Annotated in this window: 32 protein-coding genes and 2 pseudogenes; 14 read left to right on the forward strand and 20 right to left on the reverse strand. The window is 50.5% G+C overall.

The genetic code is table 11. The features are described 5' to 3' along the window. Positions 1 to 1,086 precede the first annotated feature (1,086 nt). The 6 genes from trbJ to traJ all read left to right on the forward strand — a co-directional run bounded on the left by trbJ (position 1,087) and on the right by traJ (position 4,719). Positions 1,087 to 1,857 (forward strand): P-type conjugative transfer protein TrbJ, encoded by a 771-nt coding sequence (gene trbJ, locus ACXUPB_RS03960; RefSeq protein WP_472955484.1) that lies wholly within the window; start codon positions 1,087 to 1,089, stop codon positions 1,855 to 1,857. Between the two features lie 11 nt (positions 1,858 to 1,868). Further along, complete coding sequence (gene trbK / locus ACXUPB_RS03965; protein WP_472955487.1) at positions 1,869 to 2,102, forward strand: entry exclusion lipoprotein TrbK; 234 nt, start codon at positions 1,869 to 1,871, stop codon at positions 2,100 to 2,102. A gap of 11 nt (positions 2,103 to 2,113) precedes the next feature. Continuing rightward, on the forward strand, positions 2,114 to 3,769 hold the full coding sequence (trbL, locus tag ACXUPB_RS03970; protein ID WP_472955489.1) for a P-type conjugative transfer protein TrbL: 1,656 nt from the start codon (positions 2,114 to 2,116) through the stop codon (positions 3,767 to 3,769). 12 nt (positions 3,770 to 3,781) lie between these two features. Further along, positions 3,782 to 4,048 (forward strand): hypothetical protein, encoded by a 267-nt coding sequence (locus tag ACXUPB_RS03975; RefSeq protein ID WP_472955491.1) that lies wholly within the window; start codon positions 3,782 to 3,784, stop codon positions 4,046 to 4,048. A gap of 67 nt (positions 4,049 to 4,115) precedes the next feature. Then, positions 4,116 to 4,352 (forward strand): type I toxin-antitoxin system ptaRNA1 family toxin, encoded by a 237-nt coding sequence (locus ACXUPB_RS03980; protein WP_472955494.1) that lies wholly within the window; start codon positions 4,116 to 4,118, stop codon positions 4,350 to 4,352. Beyond that, positions 4,345 to 4,719 (forward strand): conjugal transfer transcriptional regulator TraJ, encoded by a 375-nt coding sequence (traJ, locus tag ACXUPB_RS03985; RefSeq protein ID WP_472955495.1) that lies wholly within the window; start codon positions 4,345 to 4,347, stop codon positions 4,717 to 4,719. The genes ACXUPB_RS03980 and traJ overlap by 8 nt, the downstream gene beginning before the upstream one ends. A gap of 69 nt (positions 4,720 to 4,788) precedes the next feature. On the opposite strand, the gene ACXUPB_RS03990 is transcribed toward traJ, so the two are convergent. The 7 genes from ACXUPB_RS03990 to ACXUPB_RS04020 all read right to left on the reverse strand — a co-directional run bounded on the left by ACXUPB_RS03990 (position 4,789) and on the right by ACXUPB_RS04020 (position 10,982). Beyond that, complete coding sequence (locus ACXUPB_RS03990; RefSeq protein WP_472955497.1) at positions 4,789 to 5,643, reverse strand: helix-turn-helix domain-containing protein; 855 nt, start codon at positions 5,641 to 5,643, stop codon at positions 4,789 to 4,791. Between the two features lie 3 nt (positions 5,644 to 5,646). Continuing rightward, positions 5,647 to 6,237 carry a ComF family protein gene (locus tag ACXUPB_RS03995; protein WP_472955499.1) on the reverse strand — a complete coding sequence of 197 codons (591 nt, stop codon included), beginning with the start codon at positions 6,235 to 6,237 and terminating at the stop codon, positions 5,647 to 5,649. A 521-nt stretch (positions 6,238 to 6,758) separates the two neighbouring features. After that, positions 6,759 to 8,210 carry an AAA family ATPase gene (locus ACXUPB_RS04000; protein ID WP_472955501.1) on the reverse strand — a complete coding sequence of 484 codons (1,452 nt, stop codon included), beginning with the start codon at positions 8,208 to 8,210 and terminating at the stop codon, positions 6,759 to 6,761. Between the two features lie 272 nt (positions 8,211 to 8,482). Beyond that, a complete protein-coding gene (locus ACXUPB_RS04005; protein WP_179916693.1) occupies positions 8,483 to 9,925 on the reverse strand; it encodes a hypothetical protein in 1,443 nt (480 codons plus the stop codon). A 284-nt stretch (positions 9,926 to 10,209) separates the two neighbouring features. Then, a complete protein-coding gene (locus ACXUPB_RS04010; RefSeq protein WP_179916694.1) occupies positions 10,210 to 10,353 on the reverse strand; it encodes a hypothetical protein in 144 nt (47 codons plus the stop codon). Positions 10,354 to 10,434: 81 nt separating this feature from the next. Next, positions 10,435 to 10,734 carry a type II toxin-antitoxin system RelE/ParE family toxin gene (locus tag ACXUPB_RS04015; protein WP_179916695.1) on the reverse strand — a complete coding sequence of 100 codons (300 nt, stop codon included), beginning with the start codon at positions 10,732 to 10,734 and terminating at the stop codon, positions 10,435 to 10,437. Then, the gene (locus ACXUPB_RS04020) at positions 10,734 to 10,982 is read right to left on the reverse strand and encodes a type II toxin-antitoxin system ParD family antitoxin (RefSeq protein WP_179916696.1); all 249 of its coding nucleotides are present in this window, start codon (positions 10,980 to 10,982) and stop codon (positions 10,734 to 10,736) included. Before ACXUPB_RS04020 ends, ACXUPB_RS04015 begins: the two co-directional genes overlap by 1 nt. A 207-nt stretch (positions 10,983 to 11,189) precedes the next feature. On the opposite strand from ACXUPB_RS04020, the gene ACXUPB_RS04025 reads away from it, so the two are divergent. Beyond that, entirely contained in the window at positions 11,190 to 12,302 is a 1,113-nt protein-coding gene (locus ACXUPB_RS04025; RefSeq protein ID WP_179916697.1) for a Fic family protein, read from the forward strand. Positions 12,303 to 12,335: 33 nt separating this feature from the next. Here the strand turns inward: ACXUPB_RS04025 and ACXUPB_RS04030 are convergent, their stop codons facing one another. Next, entirely contained in the window at positions 12,336 to 12,644 is a 309-nt protein-coding gene (locus ACXUPB_RS04030; RefSeq protein ID WP_472955507.1) for a hypothetical protein, read from the reverse strand. Positions 12,645 to 13,563: 919 nt separating this feature from the next. Between ACXUPB_RS04030 and ACXUPB_RS04035 the strand changes: the two genes are divergently transcribed. After that, the gene (locus tag ACXUPB_RS04035; protein WP_179916699.1) at positions 13,564 to 14,088 is read left to right on the forward strand and encodes a helix-turn-helix transcriptional regulator; all 525 of its coding nucleotides are present in this window, start codon (positions 13,564 to 13,566) and stop codon (positions 14,086 to 14,088) included. Positions 14,089 to 14,261: 173 nt separating this feature from the next. Here ACXUPB_RS04035 and ACXUPB_RS04040 read toward each other — a convergent pair whose 3' ends face one another. Beyond that, on the reverse strand, positions 14,262 to 14,429 hold the full coding sequence (locus ACXUPB_RS04040) for a hypothetical protein (protein ID WP_218927748.1): 168 nt from the start codon (positions 14,427 to 14,429) through the stop codon (positions 14,262 to 14,264). A 72-nt stretch (positions 14,430 to 14,501) separates the two neighbouring features. After that, positions 14,502 to 15,098, reverse strand: a complete 597-nt coding sequence (locus tag ACXUPB_RS04045; RefSeq protein ID WP_472955510.1) for a flavodoxin family protein — start codon at positions 15,096 to 15,098, stop codon at positions 14,502 to 14,504. 110 nt (positions 15,099 to 15,208) lie between these two features. Here ACXUPB_RS04045 and ACXUPB_RS04050 point away from each other — a divergent pair, with 110 nt between their 5' ends. The 5 genes from ACXUPB_RS04050 (at position 15,209) to tnpC (ending at position 18,706) form a co-directional block, all read left to right on the forward strand. Next, entirely contained in the window at positions 15,209 to 16,114 is a 906-nt protein-coding gene (locus ACXUPB_RS04050; protein ID WP_472955512.1) for a LysR family transcriptional regulator, read from the forward strand. An 87-nt stretch (positions 16,115 to 16,201) separates the two neighbouring features. Next, positions 16,202 to 16,432: a DUF808 family protein gene (locus tag ACXUPB_RS04055; protein WP_472955514.1), complete on the forward strand. Its 231-nt coding sequence runs from the start codon at positions 16,202 to 16,204 to the stop codon at positions 16,430 to 16,432. A gap of 76 nt (positions 16,433 to 16,508) precedes the next feature. Further along, positions 16,509 to 16,721 carry a hypothetical protein gene (locus tag ACXUPB_RS04060; protein WP_125749668.1) on the forward strand — a complete coding sequence of 71 codons (213 nt, stop codon included), beginning with the start codon at positions 16,509 to 16,511 and terminating at the stop codon, positions 16,719 to 16,721. Next, positions 16,718 to 17,074 (forward strand): IS66 family insertion sequence element accessory protein TnpB, encoded by a 357-nt coding sequence (tnpB, locus tag ACXUPB_RS04065; RefSeq protein WP_125749665.1) that lies wholly within the window; start codon positions 16,718 to 16,720, stop codon positions 17,072 to 17,074. The genes ACXUPB_RS04060 and tnpB overlap by 4 nt, the downstream gene beginning before the upstream one ends. A gap of 45 nt (positions 17,075 to 17,119) precedes the next feature. After that, complete coding sequence (tnpC, locus tag ACXUPB_RS04070; RefSeq protein ID WP_193085922.1) at positions 17,120 to 18,706, forward strand: IS66 family transposase; 1,587 nt, start codon at positions 17,120 to 17,122, stop codon at positions 18,704 to 18,706. A gap of 248 nt (positions 18,707 to 18,954) precedes the next feature. Here the strand turns inward: tnpC and ACXUPB_RS04075 are convergent, their stop codons facing one another. The 9 genes and pseudogenes from ACXUPB_RS04075 to ACXUPB_RS04115 all read right to left on the reverse strand — a co-directional run bounded on the left by ACXUPB_RS04075 (position 18,955) and on the right by ACXUPB_RS04115 (position 25,108). Further along, the gene (locus tag ACXUPB_RS04075) at positions 18,955 to 19,920 is read right to left on the reverse strand and encodes an isopenicillin N synthase family dioxygenase (RefSeq protein WP_179916702.1); all 966 of its coding nucleotides are present in this window, start codon (positions 19,918 to 19,920) and stop codon (positions 18,955 to 18,957) included. 33 nt (positions 19,921 to 19,953) lie between these two features. Next, the gene (locus ACXUPB_RS04080; RefSeq protein WP_179916703.1) at positions 19,954 to 20,742 is read right to left on the reverse strand and encodes an ABC transporter permease; all 789 of its coding nucleotides are present in this window, start codon (positions 20,740 to 20,742) and stop codon (positions 19,954 to 19,956) included. Between the two features lies 1 nt (position 20,743). After that, positions 20,744 to 21,559 carry an ABC transporter ATP-binding protein gene (locus ACXUPB_RS04085; protein WP_218927749.1) on the reverse strand — a complete coding sequence of 272 codons (816 nt, stop codon included), beginning with the start codon at positions 21,557 to 21,559 and terminating at the stop codon, positions 20,744 to 20,746. After that, entirely contained in the window at positions 21,556 to 22,269 is a 714-nt protein-coding gene (locus tag ACXUPB_RS04090; RefSeq protein ID WP_246362162.1) for a substrate-binding domain-containing protein, read from the reverse strand. The genes ACXUPB_RS04085 and ACXUPB_RS04090 overlap by 4 nt, the downstream gene beginning before the upstream one ends. 18 nt (positions 22,270 to 22,287) lie before the next feature. Further along, positions 22,288 to 22,470: pseudogene (locus ACXUPB_RS04095) on the reverse strand (LysR family transcriptional regulator); the annotation flags it as partial. Beyond that, a complete protein-coding gene (locus tag ACXUPB_RS04100) occupies positions 22,467 to 23,489 on the reverse strand; it encodes an adenosine deaminase (RefSeq protein WP_179916705.1) in 1,023 nt (340 codons plus the stop codon). The pseudogene ACXUPB_RS04095 and the gene ACXUPB_RS04100, both read right to left, overlap by 4 nt. After that, entirely contained in the window at positions 23,479 to 24,624 is a 1,146-nt protein-coding gene (locus ACXUPB_RS04105; RefSeq protein WP_179916706.1) for an ABC transporter substrate-binding protein, read from the reverse strand. The genes ACXUPB_RS04100 and ACXUPB_RS04105 overlap by 11 nt, the downstream gene beginning before the upstream one ends. Before the next feature lie 131 nt (positions 24,625 to 24,755). After that, entirely contained in the window at positions 24,756 to 24,968 is a 213-nt protein-coding gene (locus ACXUPB_RS04110; RefSeq protein ID WP_179916707.1) for a transposase, read from the reverse strand. Further along, positions 24,950 to 25,108: a transposase gene (locus ACXUPB_RS04115; RefSeq protein WP_082072633.1), complete on the reverse strand. Its 159-nt coding sequence runs from the start codon at positions 25,106 to 25,108 to the stop codon at positions 24,950 to 24,952. Before ACXUPB_RS04115 ends, ACXUPB_RS04110 begins: the two co-directional genes overlap by 19 nt. 18 nt (positions 25,109 to 25,126) lie before the next feature. Between ACXUPB_RS04115 and ACXUPB_RS04120 the strand changes: the two are divergent. Beyond that, positions 25,127 to 25,246, forward strand: a pseudogene (locus tag ACXUPB_RS04120) (GMP synthase (glutamine-hydrolyzing)); the annotation flags it as partial. A gap of 233 nt (positions 25,247 to 25,479) precedes the next feature. Here the strand turns inward: ACXUPB_RS04120 and ACXUPB_RS04125 are convergent. Then, positions 25,480 to 26,364, reverse strand: coding sequence for a LysR family transcriptional regulator (locus ACXUPB_RS04125; protein ID WP_141439889.1), 885 nt, complete (start codon positions 26,362 to 26,364; stop codon positions 25,480 to 25,482). Positions 26,365 to 26,419 lie beyond the last annotated feature (55 nt).

Below are 26,419 nucleotides of genomic sequence, written 5' to 3' on the forward strand. Positions count from 1 at the left end.
CTCACACCCGCCCGATTTTTGGCTGTTTTGGCAGGATATTCAGGATATCTCAGGATATCCAGCAACCTCCAGCTGGGTGCTGGAGGTTGAATATCTATCGGCCTACGGCCGATGTTTTAACGCCAAGAGGGTGGCTGATTCTGCTTCCTCGCAAAGGGCTATCACCTCTTCTTGGCGTTCAATCCGTCCGAAGGACGACCAAAGCCGCCTTATAAGCTCCAGGAGCGTCGTTCAGAGGCCGACTAGGGGTAGCCGGAGGCGATGCCTGAAGCGCCTCTCTGGGCGGCTTAGAAAGCCGTATTCAATGCATCAAGATGAATAGCCACTTAAGCCGGTAGTAGGCTAAAAATATGTACGGTTTTTAGGTTGTAGTATGTAGTAGCACCATACAACATACTACAACACTACATTTCCTATCCGCATTGTCGCTGTGCCCGAAAAGCTGTCCGAAGTTGGGCGCTAGCGGCTCGACACGCACAGGGTGTTGATAGCGGTCCTTCCTGACCTTATGACCCAACCGATACCAATCTGAAACTGTCAAAGAAAAGGCCGACGAGAGTGTCTAGTGAGTTTGAAAACCCATGGAATACAGCGCTCTACATTCGATGAGTTGCTAGCACTCGTACGTTTCATTGACACTTGAGGGGCGCTATCCCTCCTGAATTGGTAAAGCTGTGTATTCCTGTGTTTGTTTGCTGTGTAAACCCCCGCGTTAGCGTAGTAATTGCCTGATATTACGCGTTTATTTTGTGCTTCTGTTCTAGCAATAAGGTGAACAAGCGATTTTATATGGTTTGCACTAAAAAACAGATTTTCGCGGCAACACTTTCCTTGGCGTAAACAACGACGAAAGGCGGGCAGGATAGGTGAAGTTAGCTAATCGGCGGAGCCGATTAACTATCTTCACTCTCCCTTATTCGCGCCAGGGGCGCTCAACGGTAATCCTGCTCTGCGAGGCCATTGGCTGCCGCCGTAGGAGTTGTTGGGTTAAATTTCTCCATGTCAACTTTTATGTCCAATTATTGAGCTTATACGTTATGCATTGAAAGGCACGATAAAGCATTCATTGGTAATGGAGAACAACGAATGCAAAATGTGAAAAGAAAAAATTTAGCCGCTAAAATTGCTCTGGTCGTCGCCATGACGGCCTGCACTTTGCAGCCTGTCCACGCCGGTATTCCTGTAGTTGATGGCACAAACCTATCGCAGAACATCATGACCGCGATGGAAGCGGTTGCGCAGACGCTCAAGCAGATTCAGGAATACCAAACCCAACTCCAGCAGTACGAAAACCAACTACAAAACACGATGGCACCGGCGGCCCATATTTGGGACCAGGCGCAGCGCACCATCAATGACCTGAACCAGGCAACCAACACACTCGCTTATTACCAAAATCAGCTTGGCAGCCTCGATGCCTACCTGGGCAAGTTCCAGGACGTGGCCTATTACCGCAGCTCGCCGTGCTTCTCGTCGGCGGGGTGCAGCGATGCCGAACGGATCGCGATGGCCGAGAACCGCCGCCTGGCGTCTGAATCGCAGAAGAAGGCCAACGATGCACTGTTTAAGGGTTTGGAACAGCAGCAAGACAACTTGGAAGCTGATGCCCGTCAGCTCACCCGCCTGCAATCTGCCGCTCAAGGTGCAGACGGACAACTGGCCGCCATTGGTTACGCCAACCAGCTCGCCAGCCATCAGGCCAACCAGCTCCTGCAAATCCGTAGCTTGCTGATTGCCCAGCAGAATGCCGAAGCGACACGCCTGGCATCTGAACTGGATGACAGTGCCAGAGGGGAGGCCCGGGAAAAGCAGCTTCGCACTTGGGAATACCAACCCAGCTCAGCAGACCGCTACTAAGGAGAGCCGCAATGAAGAAGATTGTCCCACTTGTGGCTGTTGCTGCTGTTTTGCTGACCGGGTGCGAGGACACACCACCGGAACCCAATAAAGCGACCTGCACCGGCAATGCCTATGAACAGGCCCTTACCGAGATCAGCAGTGAAGCGAAACGCCAGGCGTTTGCTGCCGAGTGCGAATCTTTCCACAAAGCTCAGCAGATGGGTGAATGGGAGTTCAAGCCCAGCTCCCCCGACAGATATTGAGGGAGGGCATCATGAAACGATTTGTCTTTGGCGGATTGGGTGTGATGGCCGCCGTCATGCTGTCCGATACGGCAATGGCTCAGGAGCTGTCCAGCAGCAATATCATGGATGATGTGCTAGACCGCTTCCACGCCGCTGCATCAACATGGGGACCGATCATTGAAGCGGCTGCCACCCGTCTGTTCTGGACGCTGGTTGTAATTTCGATGGTCTGGACGTTCGGCATGATGGCACTGCGCAAGGCCGACATTGGCGAGTTCTTTGCCGAGCTCGTCCGCTTCATCATGTTCACCGGCTTTTTTTGGTGGCTGCTTTCCAATGCCACCCATGGCATGAATATCGCCGGAACCATCATTGCTTCATTGCAGCAACTTGGTGCCGAGGCCGGGGGGCTGGGTAGTAGCACTCTTGGACCATCGAGCATCCTGGATATGGGGTTCGAACTTTACAATAAGACTGTCGAGGCCACTTCAGAGCTAAGCTGGCGACAGTTTCCGACCGCGTTAGTGATGGAACTGATGGCTCTAGCCGTGTTGGTGGTTCTCGCTCTTATTGCCGTTAACCTGCTGCTGCTTTTGGCGGCCAGTTGGATACTTCTTTATGCCGGGGTGTTCTTCCTGGGCTTTGGTGGCTCGCGTTGGACCTCGGACATGGCAATCAACTATTACAAGGCCATTCTTGGTTTGGCGGCACAACTGCTGGCAATGGTGCTGATCGTTGCTATCGGCAGGCAGTTTCTCGTGGACTACCACAGCCAAATGCGGGCGGAGAACATGGCAAGCCAGGAGCTGGCCGTCATGTTCGTTATATCCCTGATCTTGCTGTTCCTGGTGAACAAGATTCCCTCAATGATTTCCGGCCTAGTGACTGGCGGTAGCGTCGGCTCTATGGGGGTTGGCTCCTTTGGTGCCGGGGCTGCCATGGGGGCTGCTATGACAGCGGCCAGTATGGGAGTGGCCGGGGCCAAAATGGCCGGTGCGGCGATGCTGGGAGGTGCGGCGAACACCGTAGGTGGGGCGAGTGCCATCAAAGCCGCCTTTACCAAGGCGCAGTCCAATATGTCCGGGGGAGACATGCCGAGTTTCGGCGGTGGTGGCTCCGGTGATACCGGCGGCGGCTGGGGTGGTAGCGACACTGACAGCGATAACGTGAGCACAGGTGACACCCCGTTTGCTCAGGCGGCGGGCTTTACCAGTTCTTCACCGTCTGGGGGATCTGGCTCTTCAGGTGGTGGCTTTGGCAGGGCGGCTTCCTTGGTGGCTGGTACGGCGGGTGAGCTGGCTAAAGGGGCTGGGTCCAAGATGGCCGGTAAGTTTCAGGACAAAGTAAACCAGACTGCCGGCGGTCGTTTGGCGTCCTCGATCCGCGAAAGCATGGAGCCGAAGGGCGATAGCAATGCTGAGGCGGACGGTGCTTCACCGTCGTTCGATAGCGATAGCTTGAGCGGTGGCGACGGCGGCGGCTGGGTAAACCAATTAGGAGGTTTTGATGCTCTGTCCAGCGAGGACCAGGACAAGGCCCGCCAGTCACACGCTGAATGGCAAGAACGCGACTCGGAAAAGCACACCTTCGACGTTGAGGACTACGTTTCGTATGCCCAAGAACGCCAGCAGGAGCGCAATGAAGAGGTTGCCAGCTTTGTGAACCGAGGCCAGCAGGCCACGTAAGGAGATACCACGATGACTCAACGTAATTTCATGGTTGCCCTGGACATGCTCGACGAAGCTCAGGAGGCCCCCACAGAGACGGCTTTTGTGTCGGTTGTCGAACCAACGACCGAGGGAGAGAAAGACGCTGAGGCGGAGATTGCAGCCTTTGTGAACCGTCCGGACCCGACTGTCCGGGTGGAAGCATCGAGCAACACGCGCATTAGTGACGATGCAGGGGCTGGGACCGGAAGTACCCCGTTTTCAGAGGCTGCCGGTTTTTCCCGCAACGGGCTTTAAAAGCACACGGGCCGGTGATGGTGCACCGGCCCGCATTTCCACATACCACCTGTCAGAGAGGTGACACATGACAACCACACATAATATCGAAGTTCAGCAAGCAATTCATCAGGCAGCGACCGAGCTGGCTGCCCTGGAGTTTATCGATCAGGAAACCGCCCAGCAGATTTCGCCCGTCGCGGAAGCCGTCGCCAATATGTTCACGGTCTTGTACTACCAGGCCGAAACAGGCCGAGCGACGCCGGAGGACTTCCAGGAGGCGATAGCAACGATCCGACAGGCTAAGGAAGAAGATGATGAGTGAAATAACAAAACGAATAACGAGGAAAAACAGTACACCTATTAAGGTGTACTGCCTGCCCGAGGAGAAAGAGCTGATTGAGGCGCAAGCAAAGCGAGCTGGTATGAGTGCTGCGCGATATTTACGCGAAGTCGGTCAGGGGTATCACATCTCGGGCGTGATGGATTATGAGCAGGTCCGGGAGTTGGCCAGGATCAATGGTGATCTTGGCCGCTTGGGCGGCCTATTGAAGCTGTGGCTGACAGATGACATACGTACGGCTCAATTCGGCCAGGCAACTATCCTCGCTGTCCTCAGCAAGATTGAGGCTACGCAGGAGGAAATGGGAAAGGTCATGACCAAAATTGTTATGCCGAGGTCCGAGCCATGACCTCCCCGTTTCGCTCCCCAGTTGCTACAGCACTTTTCAGCGCTGCTGTTTGGTTCTTCTGATGTTTCATCAAACTGTCTCGCGTATTTGCATTTCGACCCGGAGGCCTGCCGTTGCAGCCATGTTAACAAGAGCATCGAGGCCGAACAGATCAACTTTTCCTCTTGTGAGGTCTGAAATGCGGGGTTGTGTCACGCCGAAAACCTTGGCGGCCTGTGACTGGCTTAGGTGAGTGCGAGTAATGTGTTCCTTTAGCGCGGACATAAGCGCTTCGCGTAGCTTCATGTTCTCATTGTAAGCAGAGTTTTTTTCGATGGTATCTTGATCTTCCAACTTGGTTTTTTTGACTGGTGAAGTTTCCGCGTCAGCAACATCAAGGGACAATTGTTCTTGGGAAAGGCTTGATATTTTTTCTGATAGATTAATCTTTCCTTCGGCCTTCGCGCGTGCATGGGCAGACATGAATGTAAGAAGGTGGTCGAGTCCAGACTTATCAGAAATGGTCACGAATTCCTTGTTCTTATTGACGAACACAACAGATTTCTTCTTTTCCTTCAATAGCTCGATAACGTTGCTGAGAGTGCCGGTGCTTTTGCAGTCCCAGACCATCAAGCCGTAATCGCTGTTCTTGGCCATCTCCAGGTCTTTTGCCGTGAAGAAGGCGCGAGTTCCAGCTCGGGCCTTCGACTGTACGTGATGTACCGGCCAGCTAGCGATGTTATTGCGCGGTGCTTCGCCCGTACAATAAACCGTGACCTTGCTAGCATTGTAGGTACGTAGACATTCTTGAATAGAAGCATCCGCGCCATCGGCATCGCCAACAACGACCTTGAAGTTCGATGAAACAATCCTGTTGATCCGCTCTTGCACCTTCTCATGCAAGCGGCTGATAGATATTGATCCGGCGATAAATACAGTGGTCATGGCCTATTTCCAAGTAATTGCGGCTGCATAGATTTGGTTGATCTTTCGATAGGTACGTAGCGCTTGGCATACCGCGTCCATCGTCGCACCCGTGTCGAACAGGTCATCGAGCAGCAGTGCGTTCCAGCAGCCTTCATTGTTGATGCTTGGGTTGATGCTGAACCTGCCCTGCAATGCCGCGTCTTTTTCCTCGCGGTTATTAAGATTTTTGAGTTGTGGACTGCCCGCTGGTGCGGGAGCTTTCACAATAATATTGTCGAACACTGGGATTCCGGTAATTCGACCTAGCTCTTTGGCAAGCTCATTCACCGGCTGCCGGTCGCGTGTGGTTGACGCAGGCATGGGGATGATCAAGTCTGTTTTTCCGAACAGGGGCAGCAATGTCGTTTGCACTTGCGCAGCCAGCGGTTCCACCTGTGTCCAGTCGCTCCGGTATTTGAGTTGATATAGGGCCTCCCCTGGTTCCGAGCGGGTGGTGTCGAACTGGAGATACCCATATTCGTTATGCCCTATAGGAACACTCGAAAGAGTGTGCTTGTGCAGGGCATAGCCAAGATCCCAGCTTCCTTCGAGTCTCTTGACCTGGACTTCCATGCTTGGCGCTCCTTCGTGTGTTTGGTTGTGTTGTCGAGGATAACCGGATACCATAGCGTGATCATACAAAATATTGTATAATTCTTCAAGTGCAGTTGCGCAGATGACCAAAGGCATAGCCATGAATGAGAAACGAAACCTGGACATTAGCCCTGCTGTGCGCCGACTGACTCCCTGTGAACTAGCCGAGCTGCGTCGGGACATGGCTGAATCCTCAGCTTGGGCCAAGGCAGAACTAAAGCGCCGGCGAGCAGCAAAGAATCAAAAAAATCTGAGCATGGTATAGATAATGGTATCGAGAAAGTGTGTCTTTCTAACTGACTGTTATATAAATGTATTTTTGTTTCATTGATGTTAGAGTGGGAGTGAGTATTTAACTGATTGATTTTAAAATTGAATAGGTTGCTTATTTTATATCGTTAATGGCCTTTTTCATGGCACGTTAAAATAACGTGCCATGATACATGTACTGATACCATGATGATTATCAACTAGGTGCCTTCATGGTATCCCACAGAGACTTATTTATTAGTAGCGTCCCTTAATATGATGTTGCTTACCATATCTGAGCCAAGGAAGTCGATCAGCATGTTTGAATTTTCAAGATCTTTTTCTGTAAGTGCTCCGATTGCCTGCCCAACCACGACCTCCCAGGGTTTTTTGCATCCGACGATTGCACAGATTAGCTGACGGATCTTTTTGATCTTCTTGTGTCGTAGGCGGTCGACCGATCTGAATAGTTCTTCAATCAAAGTAATGTCGCTGTGTGACGGGTTGTCTTTTGCCCATTTTGTTGCTGCAGTGACTAAGCCCTCCCAAGTCGTATCCATCACAGCAAGACATGAATCAGTCAGAAGAGCATTTTCGATTGCGTAGCATTGCAGGCGGTAGCGTTCGAGAGGAAAGCGATGTTCGAGAGGCTGGTTAACAATACCGTCGCCGTCGCGAAGGGAAAATGCGATCGGGTTGTCGTAGAGTGTGCGGAGCAAGTTGATGCAGAAAGTTTCTAGTTCGCCCTGCTGGTCGACGCTACCGGCTAGTACCGGAAAGACGTTGATCTGGCCCTGCGATGTTCGAGCTGCTTGCTGCCAGACGCGTTCATCATCCTCTCCTTCGAGTATCAATGCTGCGTCATCGCTAAGCGAAAGCGAGAGAGGGTGCCCAAAGAACGGAGCAATCTTACGAAGCTCGGTACTTGCCAGCTTAAGTTTGACCGTATCTACCGAGAAGCTTTTGGTACCGATAGACACATATGGTGAGGCAGCTAGAGAGCAGACTAGCGGAGAGCTGTGTGTGGAGAGACATACAGCGATACTATCTTCGTAGTCCTTGAACTCGTCAAGCATAGCAATAATTAGCTTGCCAAGACGTGCTTGAAGGTCAGGGTGGAGATGCACGTCCGGCTCGTCAAGTAGGAGTACGTTGAACTTCGCAGGGTCTATTGTATCGAAAAAGTATAGAATCTCAGCGGCCAGCGCTACAGCTTCTGATTCGCCGCTGCTAATTTTATCAGGGGAGATTATTTGGCCATTGGTAAGTGAGCGAAACTCAAAATCGGCTTGACCTATTTCAAGTGAGATATTAGTGAGGAGTTGGTTTACTTTGCTCAGCCGGTCTGTGTGAAAATTGCGTTCTGGATCATTCCGAATTTCCGGCGTGTTGGCGAGTCGACGCAAGTAAATTGTCTCAGCTTCGCGGAACAGCATTGCCGAAGCGGCTTTGAAGTTGTCGGCTTGGTTAACAGCCCTTGTACTCCGTAACCATTCGGGGTCGTCATTCATATTTGTGAAAACGCTCCCATTACGCTTAAATGACCCAGCCCGTTCCGGACTGACATAGCGAACGTAAAAATGGTTTTTATCTTGGTTAACTCTATCCTCAATGTCACGTAGGAAGCGGCTCTTTCCTGAGCCGTTTCGACCCATGATTATATTAATGTTGTTAAGGTAGTAGAGCTTAGCGGTCTGCCCCATCAATTCTCTTACTTTCAAAGTGATCACCCTCTAAATTATTTTCTATATATTGTATCTGACACTACGGTGCCCTGTGTGTCTCTTATTGTTTACTATTTCGCTACAGGGTTTAGGTAAGTTAGCGCTCCAGCGTGACCGCATAATTGAGCTATCCAGGCTGGCTATTTCGTCGGGAAATAGATGAGATGGGCTAGACCCCATCAAGGTGCCGACTAGTTTTTTAGGAGTGGTCTTGAATACTATAATTTCTAATTAATTGATATTTATTGTGACTATTTAGTTACTTGCGGCCCCGTTCTATAGCTTAAAACGGGGGTTTTTCTTTCATTAAAATATAGCTTTAAACTTAGAATTCGCGTTGTAGGATCTTTCTTCTCTATCCAGTCTAGACATAGTGTCAGTAAATTCCAAGCATTAATGATGCTAATTTTTTTATCTTTGACAGGTAGAGAAAACTCATGCTTAACTATAATCCCAGATTGTAAGTGCTCAAAGCGACAGAAAATAGCGTTTTCTATAATGTCTGTTTCAATGCTCCGCAATGATGTATAGGCCCAGATTCCAAATTCAATAGCGAATACTTCTAGCTCTGTATTACTTTGAATGGCTTCGATATTGACAGTGTCAGTTAACTGACCGTGCCTTTCACATTCAGTGAGCGTTCTTCGGAGAGTAGTAAGGCAGAGTTGGCTAGAAATAACCGTTGTTGGATAGCTTATGTTGAGAGCTAAAGATGGCTCTTTTTCCAAGCGGTTAGTCATTACTTTGATATTGGTCTGATAACCCGAACTGATAGATAAATCTCGAAATTTGTTAAGAGTTTCAGGAGCATAAATATCATCTAAAGACTCCAAAATAACTATATGCCCCACAATTGAGCCAAGAAATTCTGCTGCCTCTTCATATTCATTTTGTTTGTTAGGATCCCAGCGTTGGGGATTTTTTAGGGAGTGATGACGTAGCTTTCCTCGCAAAAGAACTAGAATTTTTATCTTCTCTTCAATGGAAATGTTCTTGTTAAATAAGCCTTCTAAATGTTTCGATTGCGAAACATTGTTAGGTTGGATATTTGATATCGATTGCTTTAAGGCTTCAATGAATGTGTTGTTTTTAGTTAGAAGTTCAACCTGCTGTGCAGTTTTTGTTTTTCCGTCGCAATAACGAGTTTCCAGAAATAGGAACATATTGTTGTACGAATCTACATAGCGTCCTGCTTCATAAGCTATACGACCTTCGCGGAAATGTGACGAGGACTCGATACGTGATTTTTCTATTGAACTAACACAAAATGCTCGACCTATTTGTTCAAAATCACATGCTGAGTTGAGCGCATCCTTTTGTGTGCGGCGAAAAGAATTGATATGAATATGTTCTTGCTCATCTGGGTTTTCCGCGTGAAATTGTATTTCGTAGTTGTCAAAATCTAAATCAAATATTTGAAGTCCACTTATGACAGTTTGCCAATTAGTTATTTGCTTGATAGCTAAAATGGCATAGCCGCCGTCATTGATTGTTAGTGTAGGGGGTTTTCTAGGTTCAACTGGCTTTAAAAGTTTTGGCGCTTTTTCAATTTCAACTTTTTGGTACGAAATGCAGACCTTATTAACAATATTATCTTTTCGATCCAAGTGAAAAGATGTGTTGCCAATTTTTATCGGCCAGCTTTCGGAGACTTCAATATAGTTTTTTACATCAAACGCTATTGTGATAACCATATGTTATTTTACCTTTTTATGCTTGTTCACTATTTTCTGTTAGGGGTTTATTGTTCTTAATAAAAATGAGGCTGTGATAAATAATTGCTTTCAGTTAATGTTTAGCTAAGAAGCTATAATACTTTAAATGTACCATTAACTCTAAGCACATCTTTATTGCGATCTAGCTCTATCTTATTTACTTTTCTCTCATGGCATCCTTGAACGCTTGGTTCGAGATGGTTTGGAGACGCAATGAGTAGAAGTACATAAGCAGCGGGTAGCCTCAAATTTCCAAGGTTAATTTAGCAAAACGGCGCGGACAAGATTTGAGACGTTCCTCTATCACTGCCGCGCTCGCCTGTTTCAATCGCGCTTGAGCTGGCCACTGCGCGCAAAATGCGCTCGCGGGAAACGATGACTTTATCCGTTGGGATATTACGATTCATTACAACGCTCCTAGAGCAGATCGATAGCTTCCATTATAGAAGTAACATCGCTGGGGTGTCTTGCCCGATCCCTAAAGGTAGTTAATCAGGCAAAAAATAAGAGACGATATCCATCTCTTTATGAGGAATGCCGATTATCTCAATGCACCCTTGGCCAATCAGGTAAAAGATAACGTGCTGGCCCTGGGGGTAGCTGTAATAACCTTCGCTGATGTCAGAGCGATACTTCCCCAGTCGGGGATTTTCTGCCAGCCAGTGAAACCGTTTTTCAAAATTCTTTAGATAAGTATTCCGTTGGCTCTTGCCCCATTGCCACTCTGTATAACGGCCAATATCTTTTAAATCGTCTCTTGCCCTTGGTGTGATATGAAACGTAGGCATTACGTCTCTCTATCTAAATCGTTGATTAATGAATCCATTGAGAAATCGTCCACGAATTCACCGGCTCTAGCTTGCTCGGCGCCTTGGGCTAGATGAGTACGTAGCGCCTCTAATTTGCTTTTGCGTTCCTCCATGGCGCGCAACGCATCCCGCACAACCTCACTAGCGGAGCCGTAGCGACCGCTAGAGACTTCGTTTCTGATAAAGACTTCCCAGTGCTCCCCTAGGCTAAGGCTGGTCGTAGCCATGATTTTCTTCCTATATTCAAAAGTAACAAATATGAATATAGGCGGGGCTGACAAAAAAGACAAGAGTCTTAACTTGTTCGGTCTGCTGAGTATTTCTACTGCTTATCCCACTCTTATTACCCTTAAAAGTCCTCTGACTAGCCTATGAGCCGAATATAAACCATAATCGGCTCATAATATGATCTGAATAGGCGGATTGATCGGCTCATGTATATCTGGGAACAGCGCAACTGGCCGCATTTTGAGTGGGATGAAGCCGTTCTTCGGCCTACGCTGGATGCCGTGCGGTTACTGCAGGGCAGGGTGTTGGGTAAAACTGAGGCTGTCCACGGTCAGGCCGATCTGGAAGTGGAGATGGATGCACTGATCCAGAACGCTATTCGTACCAGCGAAATCGAAGGTGAGCGCCTGGACGTTGGCTCAGTGAGGTCTTCCGTTGCTCGCCAGTTGGGTTTGGAGCAGGCCGGTGTCTCCGCCAGAACAACACCTGAATCTGAAGCGCTGGTCGAGCTATTGCTGCAATCCACGCATCAATTGGATGAGCCGCTTTCTCAGGAACAGTTGTGCCTCTGGCAATCCATGCTTTTTGTGCAAGGCCCCGGCGTGCTTGGCAATGTACGTGTAGGCGAGCTGCGTGGCGATCACTCCATGCAAGTGGTGTCGGGGCGGCTTGATCGGCCTACCGTTCATTTTGAAGCTCCGCCCCGTGGGCAGTTGGAGGCTGAGCTGGATGCCTTTATTACTTGGTTCAACCAGCCGCCTCAGGGGCTTGATGGGCTGGTTCGCGCTGGCATAACCCATCTATGGTTGATTACCTTGCACCCCTTTGATGATGGTAATGGGCGCGTTACCCGCGCGGTGACAGACCGTGCGCTGGCGCAAGCAGAGCGGCAATCCGTGCGCTTCTATTCCTTGAGCGCGGCCATTATGTCGCGCCGCAATGCTTACTACGATCACCTCGAAAGTGCTCAGAAGGGCAGCCTCGATATTACGCCGTGGTTGTTGTGGTTTCTGGACACGCTGAAAGAGGCGCTTGAGCAGGCGCTGTTAAGAATCGACCGTGTGTTAATGAAAGCCACCTTCTGGCAGCGACATGTCACCACCGTACTGAATGAACGGCAAATCAAGGTGCTGAACCGCTTATTGGATGCAGCAGGGGAGGAGTTTGAGCAGGGCATCAACGCGCGTAAGTACCAATCGTTGGCCAAAGTGAGTAAAGCCACAGCCACGCGGGATTTGGCTGAGCTGCTGGAAAAAGGCTGCCTTTCCAAGCTACCCGGCGGTGGGCGCAGCACTCGTTACTCCGTGGTGGTGGGCTAGGGCTGCCTGTTGAGAACTATAGGTTCCAAGGGGTCAGTCAGAGACGCCCTCGCAATTGTCGTGATACAGCGGGGCATCGGTGCCCAACGCTAGGTGCTTGGTGGCGCTGTTGTAGTAGAAGTGGCCGGACTCGGCGCGTGAAAGTGCATAGTCGCCGCACACTCCATAGCCCTTGTTGACTTGCTTCAGGTGCGAGATTTCAGCGGGTGTTTGACTGTTGAGGCGTTCCGATATAGTCGCGGCGATGTGGGTATCACGCTGGGCCTCGGAATAGGCCTGGCTGCCGAATACCAGGCCAGCAACGGCTAAAATGGCGACGACGGGAATCCATAGATTATGCATAGCGTGTCCAGTGAGAGGATATAAAAGTGCATGAACTCGGTAGAAAAATTATTTAGCTGGATAATAACTTTTTGCCCAGCCAATTTCATTGGTTGGCGAGTAGTTGGTTGACACAAGGATCCGCGCCAACCTTACGACACTAAATTGCTTTATGTAGTGGTTCACTGATTCCGGATACCCATCGCCCCAGCACGATGCCATCGCCCTATACACATGCCAAGGCGCGCCTCAACGCGCAGGCAGCGAAGCGTTATTGGGCTGGCTGCGTGAGGTGCTGAGTGATGAGCAAATTGCTGAAGCGATCGGCTTGGCGCTAGATGAAGTGGTTAAACTGCGCACTGAAGGTAAGCGCTGACCTGCTTTCATTTACGTATTCCCGCTTCACACATAAAACGAAAGGGCAGTCCAAATGACTGCCCTTTCTGTATTTGGTTGCTGAGGATGGCAGGCATCCCCATACCATGAAAGCCCCCAGCGTCAGGTTAAGTGTTGCACCTACTGATACTCTTTCTTAAATTTTTATTAGGGAATTAAAAGAGACACTTGGGTCTATCTATTTAGATGAACGCGGCAAGCATATGAACTGCTGCCTCAATGGTTGTCAATTGACAGCCATTGAGGGGGGCTTCATACTCAGAGGCAAATAATGACTCGTCCATCACATCCGAAAAAAGAGATCGAAACTGCCCTCAAACATGCGGAAGCGGAGGGCTGGAGAGTTGAAGTCGGCGGTAGTCACGCCTGGGGCAAGATTTACTGTCCCTATAATGATGATGAATGCCGCTGCGGTGAGTTTTGTATCGCGAGCGTGTGGAGTACACCGAAAAATCCCGGCAGCCACGCCCGGGCAATTCGGAGAGTGGTGGACAAGTGCTCGACCCACAAGCGTCGAGACGAAGCGGAGCCGGAGGATTGAAGAATGGAATATGTTTTTACGCTGAAATACCAACTGGCTGATAGTGACTCCGACCTGGATGCGCTAGTGGAGCGTTTGGGCGCTGCCGGTTGCGACGATGCTCTGGTGGGCGTGGGGCAGCCGGGCCGCTTGGCGCTGGAATTCTCTCGTGAAGCGGGCAGCGCCGCGGAAGCGGTTCGCACTGCCCTGGTTGACGTAAAAAAAGCGATCCCTTCCGCGCGGCTGATCGAGGCCTCGCCGGATCTTGTTGGCCTGACGGATGTAGCAGATGTTGTGGGCGTATCCCGACAGGCAATGCGAAAGTTGATGCTCACCCACCGAGCGACGTTTCCTGTGCCGGTTCACGAAGGCAGTGCCTCAATCTGGCACCTGGCGGAGGTGCTTGACTGGTTGATGACCCGAGGGGGCTACCAAATTGATGTTGGCGTGCTGGATATTGCGAAAGTAGCATTAGAAGTGAATATAGCCAAAGAGGCGATCCGCCATCCGGTTCGTAGCCGCGAGGAAATGGAGTTGCTGACCGCGTAGCCAACAGTTCAATAGTTTGGTGGAGAATAAAGCCAGGCTAAGGCTGGTCGTTGCCATGATGTGCTTCCTATATTCAAAAGTAACAAATATGAATTATAGGTGTGTTAAGAAAGGCAAGCGTCCTAACAAGCCCCTCTGATTAGCTCATGAGCCGAATATAAACCATCATCGACTCATAATATGATCTGAATCGGCGGGGCGATCAAACGGTTGGTTTCAGCCTGATCTGCCGCCCCGATGGCAGCCCACATGCCCGCGTCAGCATTCCCTCCCAGTGTCATCGTGCCGAGGCACAGCTCGGATACATACAGGCCCGTACGGCCAAGTCGGTTGTATTTCATGGCTCCTCCTTCAGATTCGCTGGTTCAAACATCAGCATGGCGCCGGGCCGACATCGTCGGCACGAATGGAGGTCAGATGGGCTGAGACTTTCCGGATCGGAACTGCCCGGCAATCAATGCGACGCGTACGCCATACAGACGTGCCGTCTCCAGATCCCCTAGAGACATCTCTTCCGGAGACGCATCGGCAGGCGTTTGCGCCATGGGTGCGATGTAGGAGCCCATACGATTCAGGTCGTCGCGTTTTGACGCCTTGACGTTCGCCGGTTTGATATCCAAGCCAACCCATATCCCGGCGTGCTGCCCAGAAAGCAGGAAGAAATACTCGAGCGTGCTGAGTTTGTCACCGTTCATGCTCGCGCTGTTGGTGAAGCCGCCGAAGATCTTGTTTTGCCATGTGCCTTCGAACCATGGCTTGGAGGAGGCGTCCGCGAATTTCTTAAACTGCCAGCTAGGGCCGCCCATGTAAGTAGGCGAGCCAAAGACGATCGCATCTGCGTCAGCGAGGGATTGCCAGGCAGCGTCGGAAATATTGCCCTCGGAGTCGATTGCTATTAATACAGCACCGGTGTCTGCGCCTTCGGCGACTGCCGCCGCCATGCGCGTGGTGTGGCCGAAGCCTGAGTGATAAACGATGACCGTTCGGACAGGGGTGGTTTCTGAGTTCATGAGAGTTCCCTACATGTGGTGGAGTGATGGACTACATGGGATACTCTACTGAGTACAAACACGCTATAAACTATCCCAATCTGAACACTCTGTTATCTATCTGGTGAACAATGCCCAATCTTCAGGCACTTTTGATTTTTGCCCGCGTTGCGGAAATGTTGAGTTTCACGCGTGCGGCTGAAAGCCTGGGAATCCAGAAGGGACGGGTGTCGACGGTGATTCGTGGGCTTGAGCGAGAGATGGGCGCGGCCCTCCTACACAGAACGACACGCAGCGTGCAATTGACCGAAGACGGACGTGCTTTCTATGAACGCGCACGTGATCTGCTGGCCGAAGCTCAGGACGTGCAGTCCATGTTCGCGAACAGCGGCGCACCTCTAAGGGGGCGATTGCGCGTAGATATGCCGACTGAGTTGGCAGAGAAAGTCGTGATCCCAGCTCTGCCCCAACTGCTCAATGTGAACCCTGAGTTGGAGCTTGAACTGTCCAGCACAGATCGCCGGGTCGATCTCGTCCAAGAAGGGTTTGATTGCGTCATCCGTATCGGGCCAATCATTGACGACAGGCTGTTCGCCCGCTCGCTGGGCAAGTTGCGAATGATGAACGCGGCGAGCCCAGGCTATCTGGTAAAGCACGGGATACCGCAAACACTCGACGACCTACTCATCCAGGGGCACCAGATGGTGCACTACACGCCAACACTCGGCGCCCGACTTGCTGGCTGGGAATATCCGGAGGGTGATGGCTATGCATCACTTGCACTGCCAGGGGCGATGCAAGTGAATAACGTGCAGACCTATCATGCTGCGGGCCTGGCGGGGATTGGACTGATCCAGGCAGGTTATTTGGCCCTGGCGCACCACATTAAAAGCGGCGATCTAGTGGAGATTCTGCCCGATCTACGCCCCGAACCGCTGGCGGCATCGCTCGTCGTCGCGCATCGGCGTAACCTTTCCCAACGCGTCCGGGCTTTCATGGCTTGGATTGAGTGTGTATTGGAGCCCTATTTTGATTAACCGCTAGGTATAGTGGCTCAAAGGGGCAACAGACGTTATTCACGGAGGAAGCATCCATGGCCATAGGCGGCTTGATAGGGTTACTGGATGACATTGCCGCATTGGCGGAAGTTGACCGCAGCATCACTGGACGATGTGAGTGCCGCTGCTGGGCGTGCGACGTCGAAGGCGGCCGGTGTGGTGGTGGATGACACGGCAGTGACACTACAATATTTGCAGGGGGTGACAGCGGAGCGTGAGCTGTCGATTGTGAAGCAGATCGCGCTGGGGTCTATTCGCAACAAGCTGATTTTTATCCTGCCGGTGGGTAATTGGTAAGCGCGCCATAAAACCCATCTACCCACATTAATGTTGGCTGATCACACTGATGGTTTCTTTGATTTTGGAGATCATCATGAGCCGCGAACTCAATTCCACTCAAGCGTTTTGGTTAGGCCACCTGTCTTATGCCGCCGCATTGGAGATACCGTTAAGTACTTATGCCGAAGCACAAGCCGTGACGTTAGCCGACCTGATGGCGTGGGAAAAACGGTTAATCGTGCAAGGGTTTCCCGTGCCACCGCGTTGTCGTCCCGCCCGGTTTGTCGCGGTGGAGGTCGTCGCATGATTCGCCCAGGCACTGATCTACAGGTGTATCTGTGCCGAGAACCCGTCGATATGCGCAAGCAAATTGATGGCTTGGCGCTGTTGGTGCAGGAAGCCATGGCCTTGAACCCGTTTGATCAAGCGCTGTTCGTGTTCGGTAATCGCCAGCGCGATAAAGTGAAACTGCTGTTCTGGGAACGTAACGGCTTTGTGGTGTGGTACAAGCGTTTAGAACGTGAGCGGTTTAAATGGCCAACGCACCTTAATGGTGAGACCGTGACGTTAACCGGCCAAGAGCTTAACTGGCTGCTGGATGGCTATAACCTGAAGGCTATGCAGCCTCACAAAGCGTTGGATTTTCAGCGGGTTGGATAGCCGTAGCGCTCCTATTTTAAGGGCGTTTTTGGTAAACTATGCAATATGAAAAACGCCACTTCCTCCTCACCGACGGTTACCCAGCTTGAGCGCAAGCTGGCCGCTGCTGACGCTGAAAATGCGCGGCTGTTGGCGTTGATGGAGAAAAAGGAAGCGCAGTGGGAGGCTACCAAGCAGTCGTTGTTTGAACAGTTCCGGCTTGCCCTGGAGCGTCAGTTCGGCCCCTCTACTGAGAAGTACCGTGTCGACCAGCGGGATCTTCTGATCAATGAAGCGGAAGTGGCGGTGGACGAGGAAGACGCATCGGAGAGCACCACCACTGTTGATGACGCGACGATCGACACCGCTACGCCTGCTAAGCGTCGCACGCGCGGCGGGCGCGTTGCGCTACCGCCAGAGTTGCCGCGTATCGAGGTTATCCATGAACTGCCCGACGAGGCGCGCCACTGCGACGATGACGGCACCGCGCTGAAGGTGATCGGTGAAGAGGTTAGCGAGGAGTTGCATGTGGTGCCCGCACGGATCGAGGTGATCCGTCATGTACGACGCAAATATGCCTGCCCGCTGTGCGAAGAGGGCGTTAACACCGCCCCAGCGCCGGCCAAGCTGTTGCCCAAGAGCAATGCCAGCGCCACGCTGCTCGCCTATATCGCGACGGCTAAATACCAGGACGCGCTGCCGCTTTATCGACAGAGCCAGATCTTTGCCCGCCATGGCGCCGAGATCCCCCGCAATACCCTGGCGCGCTGGATGGTGCAAGCGGGAGAACGGATCACCCCGCTGATCAACACGTTGCGCCAACATCTCTTAAACGCCCCGCTGATCTATATGGATGAAACCACCCTCCAGGTGAATCAAGAAGCGGATCGTAAAGCGAGTGCCACGTCTTACATGTGGGTGCAGCGCGGTGGGCCGCCGGGCCAGCAGGTGGTCTTGTTCAACTACGCGGCCAGCCGCGCCGGACGGGTGCCCGTTGATCTGCTAGGCGACTATGCGGGGCGCTTAATCACCGATGGCTATGAAGGCTACGCCGAGGTCGTGCGCCGTAATGGGATCACCCATGCGGGCTGCTGGGCGCATGCCAGGCGTAAGTTCGTCGAGGCCCAGAAGGTGCAGCCCAAGGGGAAGACCGGCAAAGCGGACTGGGCGCTGAACCAGATCCGTAAGCTATACAGCGTGGAAAAACAGGCGAAGGCCCTTGAACCCGAGGCGCGTCACGCGCTGCGTGAACAGAAGAGCCGCCCATTGATCGATCAACTGCGCACCTGGCTCGACAAGTCACTGGCCCAGGTGCTGCCCAAAAGTGCGCTGGGTAAAGCCCTGCACTACCTGGATAACCAGTGGCCCCGCCTGACCCGGTTCCTGGACGATGGCCTGATCCCGCTGGACAACAATCCGGCGGAGAACGCCATCCGTCCGTTCGTCATCGGCCGTAAAAACTGGCTGTTCAGCCATACTCCGAGCGGCGCTCAAGCCAGTGCGGCGATCTACAGCCTGATCGAAACCGCCAAAGCCAATGGTCTCTCGCCTTACGATTACTTGCAGTATGTCTTCGCGACACTGCCCACCCTCAATGATGATGAACTCAGCATGCTGCTACCCTGGCAGTGGAAAGAGACATTACCGATCTAAGAGAAATCTGCCTAGATGTGGTTAGTGGCTCGCTTACGGTAATTGAAAGGTTTATGGCGCGCTTACGCTAACACGATACCCCGCCAGACATAGTCATTCTCTGGCGAGGCCTCACACGATTAATGTCTCGTCGCAGGATGGCCCTTTCACCCTTACCAGCCGGTAAGTATGTGAAAGAGTAGAGAGCCGCTTACAAAACGTCGTAGATCATAGAGATCCTTGGACGCTAAGTTTTGATGATGGCTACTTCATCCTTTGTATTTCTGTACTTCACGAAAGCGCTTCAACAAGTAGTCACCAGACTTAATCGGCTTATGACGGGGAGGGTTATCGTCTGATTGGCAATTAGGAAGGCAAGTTACAGGCGTGTCGTAGTCTAAATTAAAGAATGTCGGAATCGAATAGCGTTCTTTTCCAGTGCGATTCACCACGCGATGGGGGGTAGAAACAAAGAGATCATTTGTCCAGACCCTGAACATGTCACCTAGATTGATTACAAAGGTATTGGGCACGAAGGGTGCTGAAATCCATTCCCCATCGCGCTTACATACTTCCAATCCTCCGATAGGATCCTGGGTCAGAATCGTCACCATGCCGTAATCAGTGTGAGGTGCGACCCCTAGCTCTTTTTCATCAACGACATCCTGTTTTGGATAGTGAAACAGCCTCGACTGAGCCATGGGTTTTTGGCTCCATTGGAGGAAGAAATCCTCATCTTGGTCAAGGGCTAGGGCGAAGAGGCGTAACAGGTCTTTTCCAAGGCGTATTGTGTGCTTCAGGTACGTTTCTGCCGCTGCTTGTAACCAAGGGGCGTGCTCAGGCCACCGATTAGGTCCGTGTAGAGGACGCCCTGCCTGCACATCAGGATCATCTAACGGTAGATCAACACCGAACTCATAGCTTTCTTTGAGATCAGGTTTAAAGCCTGCATGCTGATTGATGCCATAAGGCATAAACCCACGCCGGAAGCGCTCATCTATCAGATCGTTCATACGCACATCATGCGGTAAGTCGAAGTACCGGCGTGTGGCGTCGAATATATCGTCAATTACGTGCTGTGGCACACCGTGGCCTGATACATAGAAGAAGCCTGTTTTCATGCACGCATTTTTCAGCTCTGTTATTAGTTGGGTTGGACTGCCCCCATCTAGCCATGCCGATAGATTAAGTATGGGGACTTCATTACTACTTGCCTTACGCGGAGCTTCTAACATTTTTCACCTCTCAGAGTTGTCGAAATGACTTTTTTATTGCTGACGAAGGTCTTCACTGGTTTCGGACCAGTAAATAGTTCGTTTAGCGATAATTTTCATTATGGTATGGAGCCCAATTCCTATTGCAGAAAGGACAATGAGAATGGCGAATACACCGGTTATATCCATCGAAAAGTTACGCTGAAGGATCAGGTACCCCAAGCCAGCTTGGGCGCCTACGAACTCACCCACTATCGCTCCGATAATGGCCAGTACGATCCCTATATCCAAGCCGGCAAAAATATAAGGAAGGGCATGTGGGAAGCGTACCATTTGAAACATCTGCCAAGGCGAGGCAGTGAATGCCGTCATCATTTCAATTTGTTCACGAGGCGCTGAACGCAGTCCAACAATGGTGTTCGCTAGAATAGGGAAGAAGACAATTGTGGCTGTAATAATAATTTTAGAAGTGACACCAAATCCAAACCAAGCAACAAACAGAGGTGCAATCGCCACTTTTGGCATAGCTTGGAAGGCTACGATATAAGGATAAAGTATCTTTTCCAGTATTCTTATTTGCCCAATCAATCCCCCAAGTATTAATGCAATTATTGCACCTATAGCAAATCCCATTAATGTTTCATAGAGTGTTACGCCGGTATGTAGTAGGTATTCACCACTGACTATTCCTTTGTACAGTGCGGCTATAACACCTGCTGGAGCTGGAAAGACTAAAGAAGAAATATCGAACATTTTCACAGTGAAATGCCAAATAGCAATAACAAAGATGAAAAAGCTCGCTCTTAGCATAAAGTCGCGTTTGTTAAAAGTCATTTTTTTCATGTTAATCCAATCCAGCCTTAGAGTTAAAAGCATTTCTTATGTGGCGGTCATAGACTCCAAAATGTTCAGAATTAATAATAGAAAGCTCTTTCTCATAGGGTAAATCTATGTCCATTATCTCTTCCACACAACCTGGTCTTGGTGACATAATAATGACTCTATCACCAAGAAAAATTGCTTCTGGAATACTATGTGTTACTAACATTATTGTGGCGCCAATACGCTTTTTAAGGCGTAAAAGCTCCATATTCATGAGCTCACGTGTCATGGCATCTAAGGCACCAAACGGTTCATCCATTAGTAGAATGGAGGGGTCGTTGATTAACGCACGTGCAATGCCAACTCGCTGTTGCATCCCTCCTGATAACTCTTTTGGATATTTGGTTTCAAATCCTTTCAAACCCACCATGTCGAGTAATTCGTAAGCTTTTTTTCGTGACTCTTTTATGTCACGCTTTTGAATCTCAGCAGGAATTAGGACGTTATTCAGTATAGTGCGCCAAGGAAGTAGTACAGGGTTTTGGAACACGACCCCTATCTCAGAGCTAGGGCCCTTTTGAGGCATGCCATTGATTTCGATTCGGCCACTCGAAGCATTAACTATGCCCGCTAAAATTTTGAGGAGAGTACTTTTACCACAGCCACTGGGCCCAACAACAGTAACAAACTCTTTCTTAAAAACTTCAAAGTTTATATTGCTTAAGGCTGATACGTTCAAACCATCTCGGCTTTGGTAATTTTTATTAATATCTTGAAAGCAAAATGCTGATGCGTTTTTTACTTTAGTGTCGATGCCGTTAGTTGTAAATGCACTCACTTGTTATTCTCCAGCTGAAAAAGAGATTTTTTGAAAAATTCAATCAATGTCAATGCTGTTACAGACAAGTTTCTCCCTCGCCGAATACAGCAAGTCAAGCGCTGAGGTTTTACTCGTGGGTCATCGAATGGGATATAACGATATTGGGTTTTAGAACTTGATGAATGAGAGATATGGCTGTTGACGATTGCAATAGATAAACCCTGTATTGCCATACTGCGCAATAGCTCATAAGAATTACTAGTGAGATTGGTACGTGGCTCGATTCTTGAGTCTGAAAACATCTGGTCATAGACAACTTTTGCACTAACACTGCTATCGGGCAAAGCAATATCGTACTCTGCACAATCAGATAATCTAACGCTTTTCTTACTAGCAAGAGGGTGGGTTACATGGGCTAATACACAGGTGGGTAAAAGCATTTCATAGATATGCTTGATGTCGCTTATTGGCTGAGGATTGAAGCTCAAAGCAAAATCAAGTTCATCGCGCGCAAGCATTTCTAGTAGTTTTGGGGTGCCTGACACCTGAATGTTATAGGTGATGTTAGGATATTGCTGCTGAAAAGCTGCCAATGTCTCTGGCAGAAAATCCCTTACAAAAGACTCAGGCACACCAAAATTTATTTTACCTCTACGCATGCCTTTAAGTGCATCAATATCTGAGCGCATGCGCCTCATTTCACTTTCATCGTTACGAATGTAGTTCATAAGGAGCTCTCCCGCTGCAGTTAGTCGAAGCTGCTTGCGGCCAGCACTACGCTCGAATAATGGTTCCCCAAGTTCGTCCTCCAAGAGTTTTATTTGCCGGCTAATAGCAGACGTCGCTACATGCAGCTGTTCAGATGCGGCCCGGAATGAGCCACACTGAGCCGACACTGAAAAGTAGCGCATGGCGTTGCCTGGTATCATGGAGTAACTGCCGTATGAGCTGCGAACTTATCGATAACGCCAAAATATTGGTTTTTTTGGTTAGTATCTAAAAAAGCCGCTTCGATACTATTCCTTCCTAACATCAAGCACTGCTGCTCGGTTAATGAAAGCGCTTGCTGGCATGCTACTAGATTGTCATTGATATAGCCGTTGAAGTAGGCTGGATCGTCTGAGTTAATTGTTACTTTTAAGTCTTTTTTCAGCATCTTATTTAAGGAATGTTCTTTTAGTGAGCTCTCCACGTTAAGTCGCAGATTTGATAGTGGGCAAACAGTAAGCGCTATACCGCTTTCTACGAGATGCGCAACTAGAGCCGGATCATCTAAACAAGCATTACCATGATCAATACGGTCAACACCCAGGCGCTCAATACTTTCACGTACATACTCAGCTGGCCCCTCTTCACCTGCATGAGCTGTAAGATAAAAGCCGTAGGATTTTGCTTTGCGAAACACTCGCTCGAACTTGCGGGGAGGATTCCCTTGTTCAGCGCCTCCCAAACCAATACCTAAAAGTTTGTCGCGCCAGGGCATGGCTTCTCTAAGTATATCAATGGCTTCCTGTTCGGAACGGTGGCGTTGTAAACCTAGTAGCACTCCACTGGTAATACCCCAATCATGCTGTGCTGCTGCCATCGCAGCCAACGTTCCGTCAAGCATCTCATTCCAGCCTACCCTATTGGCCAAATGGGATTGCGGGCTTAGAAACATTTCTGCATGAATGACATTGTCATCTTTAGCCCGCTTTAAATAAGCGAGCGTAATGTCATAAAAATCATCTGCCCTTGTGAGCACGCGGCACCCATTATAAAATAGAGTAAGAAAGTCCTGTAGGCATGTAAAATGGTAAGCTTCCCGTACTTGCTGTTCATTCTCCCATGGAAGAGCAATATCATTGCGGTTTGCCAGTCTTAGCAACATGTCTGGCTCTATAGTGCCTTCTAGGTGCACGTGCAATTCAGCTTTCGGCATCTGACGGCAAAATTCTTCAATCAGCATAATGAGCAGAGCCCTTTACGTTACAGTTTCTGGCCGCCTCGATAATCGCTTCATGATCGAAGTCATTAGTCGCCTCAAAGAAGCCATCTTGATCAATGACCAGTTCACTGGTACTTACCGTGTTACTAATCATTCCATGTTCGTAAAGAAACTCTTGGATACCAGTGAATGCAGCTGGGTCTACATATCCTAATAGCTCGCCTCCATGCAGTTCGTGGGCCTTACGCATCGAGTCCAGCTGCGCATTGAGCAAGTTCAAGTCCCATTGCTCAAGAGTTTCAGAGTCGGCACCGGTGGGCTTAGTGCTAGGGAAATGCTCCCAATGAATTTGACGGACACATTCAGGGTTAGTCATGGCGAATAAGGTGGCTTTGTTGGCCCCTCGCACAATGGCTTCTACCATATCCGGGTTCTGGTCTATGGTGGATTGCAAGGTGCCGAGCGTAAAATCCGGCATTTCATGCCACGCGGGGTCACGAAAAACCCGCAGATCAGTGCCAGAATTTTCAAAAGAGGTTAACGCAGATTGCCAGAACATTAGGCCTTGTACCTGCCCAGAACGAAGGGCTTGTAAGGCCTGAGTTCCTGCTCCAACAGCTACAATGTTCACATCACGATCAGGGTCGATGCCATTCTGACGCAACAACGCTTTTAGCATAGGGACACCGCCAGTCGCTAAGCTGACAATACCGATGCGCCCTCCCTTCAAGTCAATAATGCTTTGAATAGGGCCATCTTCCTTTACACCGAGCCCCCAGTCGATCACGCCATTGCCCATGATCCCTCGGGCTGGAATACCGTTTTCGGCATTGGCTTGAATCAACACTGAGGAGTTGAACTGAACCAGATCAACAACGCCAGAAGCCATCATTTGTAAGCCCTGTAACGAGCCCTGCATTCCCACGACATTGACGTCATAACCTTCATCACGCCAATAACCGAGTGCCACTGGCATCATCAGCCAAGGGTAAGTGACATTGAGCACTTGACTGCCCAGCGCTATCGTCACTTCCTGTAATGGTTCAGTCTGTTGTGCCTCGACAGAGGTTGAGTAGCCTGAAACTGTCAGGGCTGTTGAAATAAAGGCTGTACCAAGGAGGAAGCGGGTTACGGTTCTAGTTAAAGATGTGTTCATTATTATGACTCTATTAGGTGTTTTTAGGACCTTACCATAGTGACTTGATCTCCTTAATTATCGTTTTTAGGAAAAAAATATCTAATAATTAGAACATAAGTGTTAGCAGGTGTCGGAGGCCGGATGATAGGTTAAGACAAAGGAGTTATTCTATATTGGCGGCGCGTAACGGTAATTGAACCGCCCCTCGGCGTGATGCGCCATTGAGCCGCCCTAGGTGTCGGAGCCTTCTGGATCCAGCGTAGCTTTTCCTTGATCACCCAGGCATCGGCAGTGGCGCTCTGATCAGCCGCTAACGCCTGGAGCGCCGCTAGCTGTTTGGGTGTCAGGTTCTCGTTGTCCACAGTAGTGCCCAGCGCAGCGACTTGGGGTGTCCTTGCTCACGGCGCTCTTTCTTGCGTACATCGTCCAGCCGCTTGGTGAAGGTCTGCACAATATGGAACCAGTCGACCGTGACCTCGGCCTGGGGAAGGTACTCGGTCACGCCGCTGAGGAAGGCTGGCGACTACGTGCGGTAGAGACCATCGACTTCATGACCGCCCGCTGGGCGCACCTGCCCTATGAGCTGCTGGAGAAAGTTTTCAACCGGATTATCAATGAGTTGGGGGAGGGGAGCAGATGATTTATGACGTTAGTAGGTTCGTTCATGATAATGAAGTCAATACGGGCAAAGGTCTCCGCTTGCTGCCTAGGATAGAGCACTGGATCCGAGGCTATGTCGTCTCAGAATTCGGAAAAAAAGCATCTTAAGCCAGATTGGAATCCCGGGCAGGGCATGACATTAGCTACAAGCTTCCCTGTAGAGCAGGAGCTGCATTTAAGATTAAAGGCCATTGTGGAGGCATCAATGTCAACTCAATGGCTTTCTTTCATAACGCTCTCCACAAACTTGGCGAACAAACGTGCTTTGGCTGTGGCAAGGCGTCCCGTGGGAAACACTGCCCATAGGTCAGTGTCAGGCAGCGACCAACTCTCCAGCAGGCGGAGCACACGATTATTGGCCAGCTCAGGAGCGAACATCCAGTCCGAGGCAATGGTTAGACCCATATCAGCGAGCACGGCGGCGCGGATACCTTCAGCGGCGCTGAAGCGTGCTCGTCCATGGATCATAACGGATACCTCGGTCCCCTCGCGACGGAACTTCCACACGTTGTCCAATTGGGTGTAGACGATCGTTTCGTGGTCGGCCAGATCGGCGGGAACCTGCGGTCTCCCCTTTTGCGTCAAGTATTCGGCAGTCGCCAGCACCGAGCAGCGCGAAGAGGCCAGTTTACGCGCCACGGCGCCGGTATCGGCCAGCTTTCCCAGTCTCAACGAGATGTCGATCCCTTCAGCGATCAGGTCAATCATCCGGTCGTCCAGCACCACGTCCACGTCGAGTCCGGGATGTGCCTCAAGGAATTGTGGCAAGTGAGGAATGACATGCAGGCGCGCGAAGGTGGGGGCGGCCGAGATTCGCAGCCGACCGGATAGTCCCCCACCAGCGCCCCGCGCGGCCAGTTCGGCCTCGTCCGCCTCTTGTATCGCCAGGCGCGCCCGTTCGTAGAAGCGTAAACCCGCTTCGGTCGGCGTCAGCCCGTGCGTAGAGCGCAGCAAGAGCTTCACGTTCAGCCGCTGCTCCAGCTGAGCCACGGTTTTGGACACCGCCGGCTGCCCAACGCCAAGCACGCGGGCAGCGCCTGAAAAAGAACCGGCTTCTAGCACACGCACGAAGACGATCATTGCCTGCAATCGATCCATGTAATTCCTGGTAGGAATAAATGTTATCACCGAATCATATCTGCCATTCCGTCAA

Source organism: Vreelandella sp. DA03-1M (genome assembly GCF_055725665.1).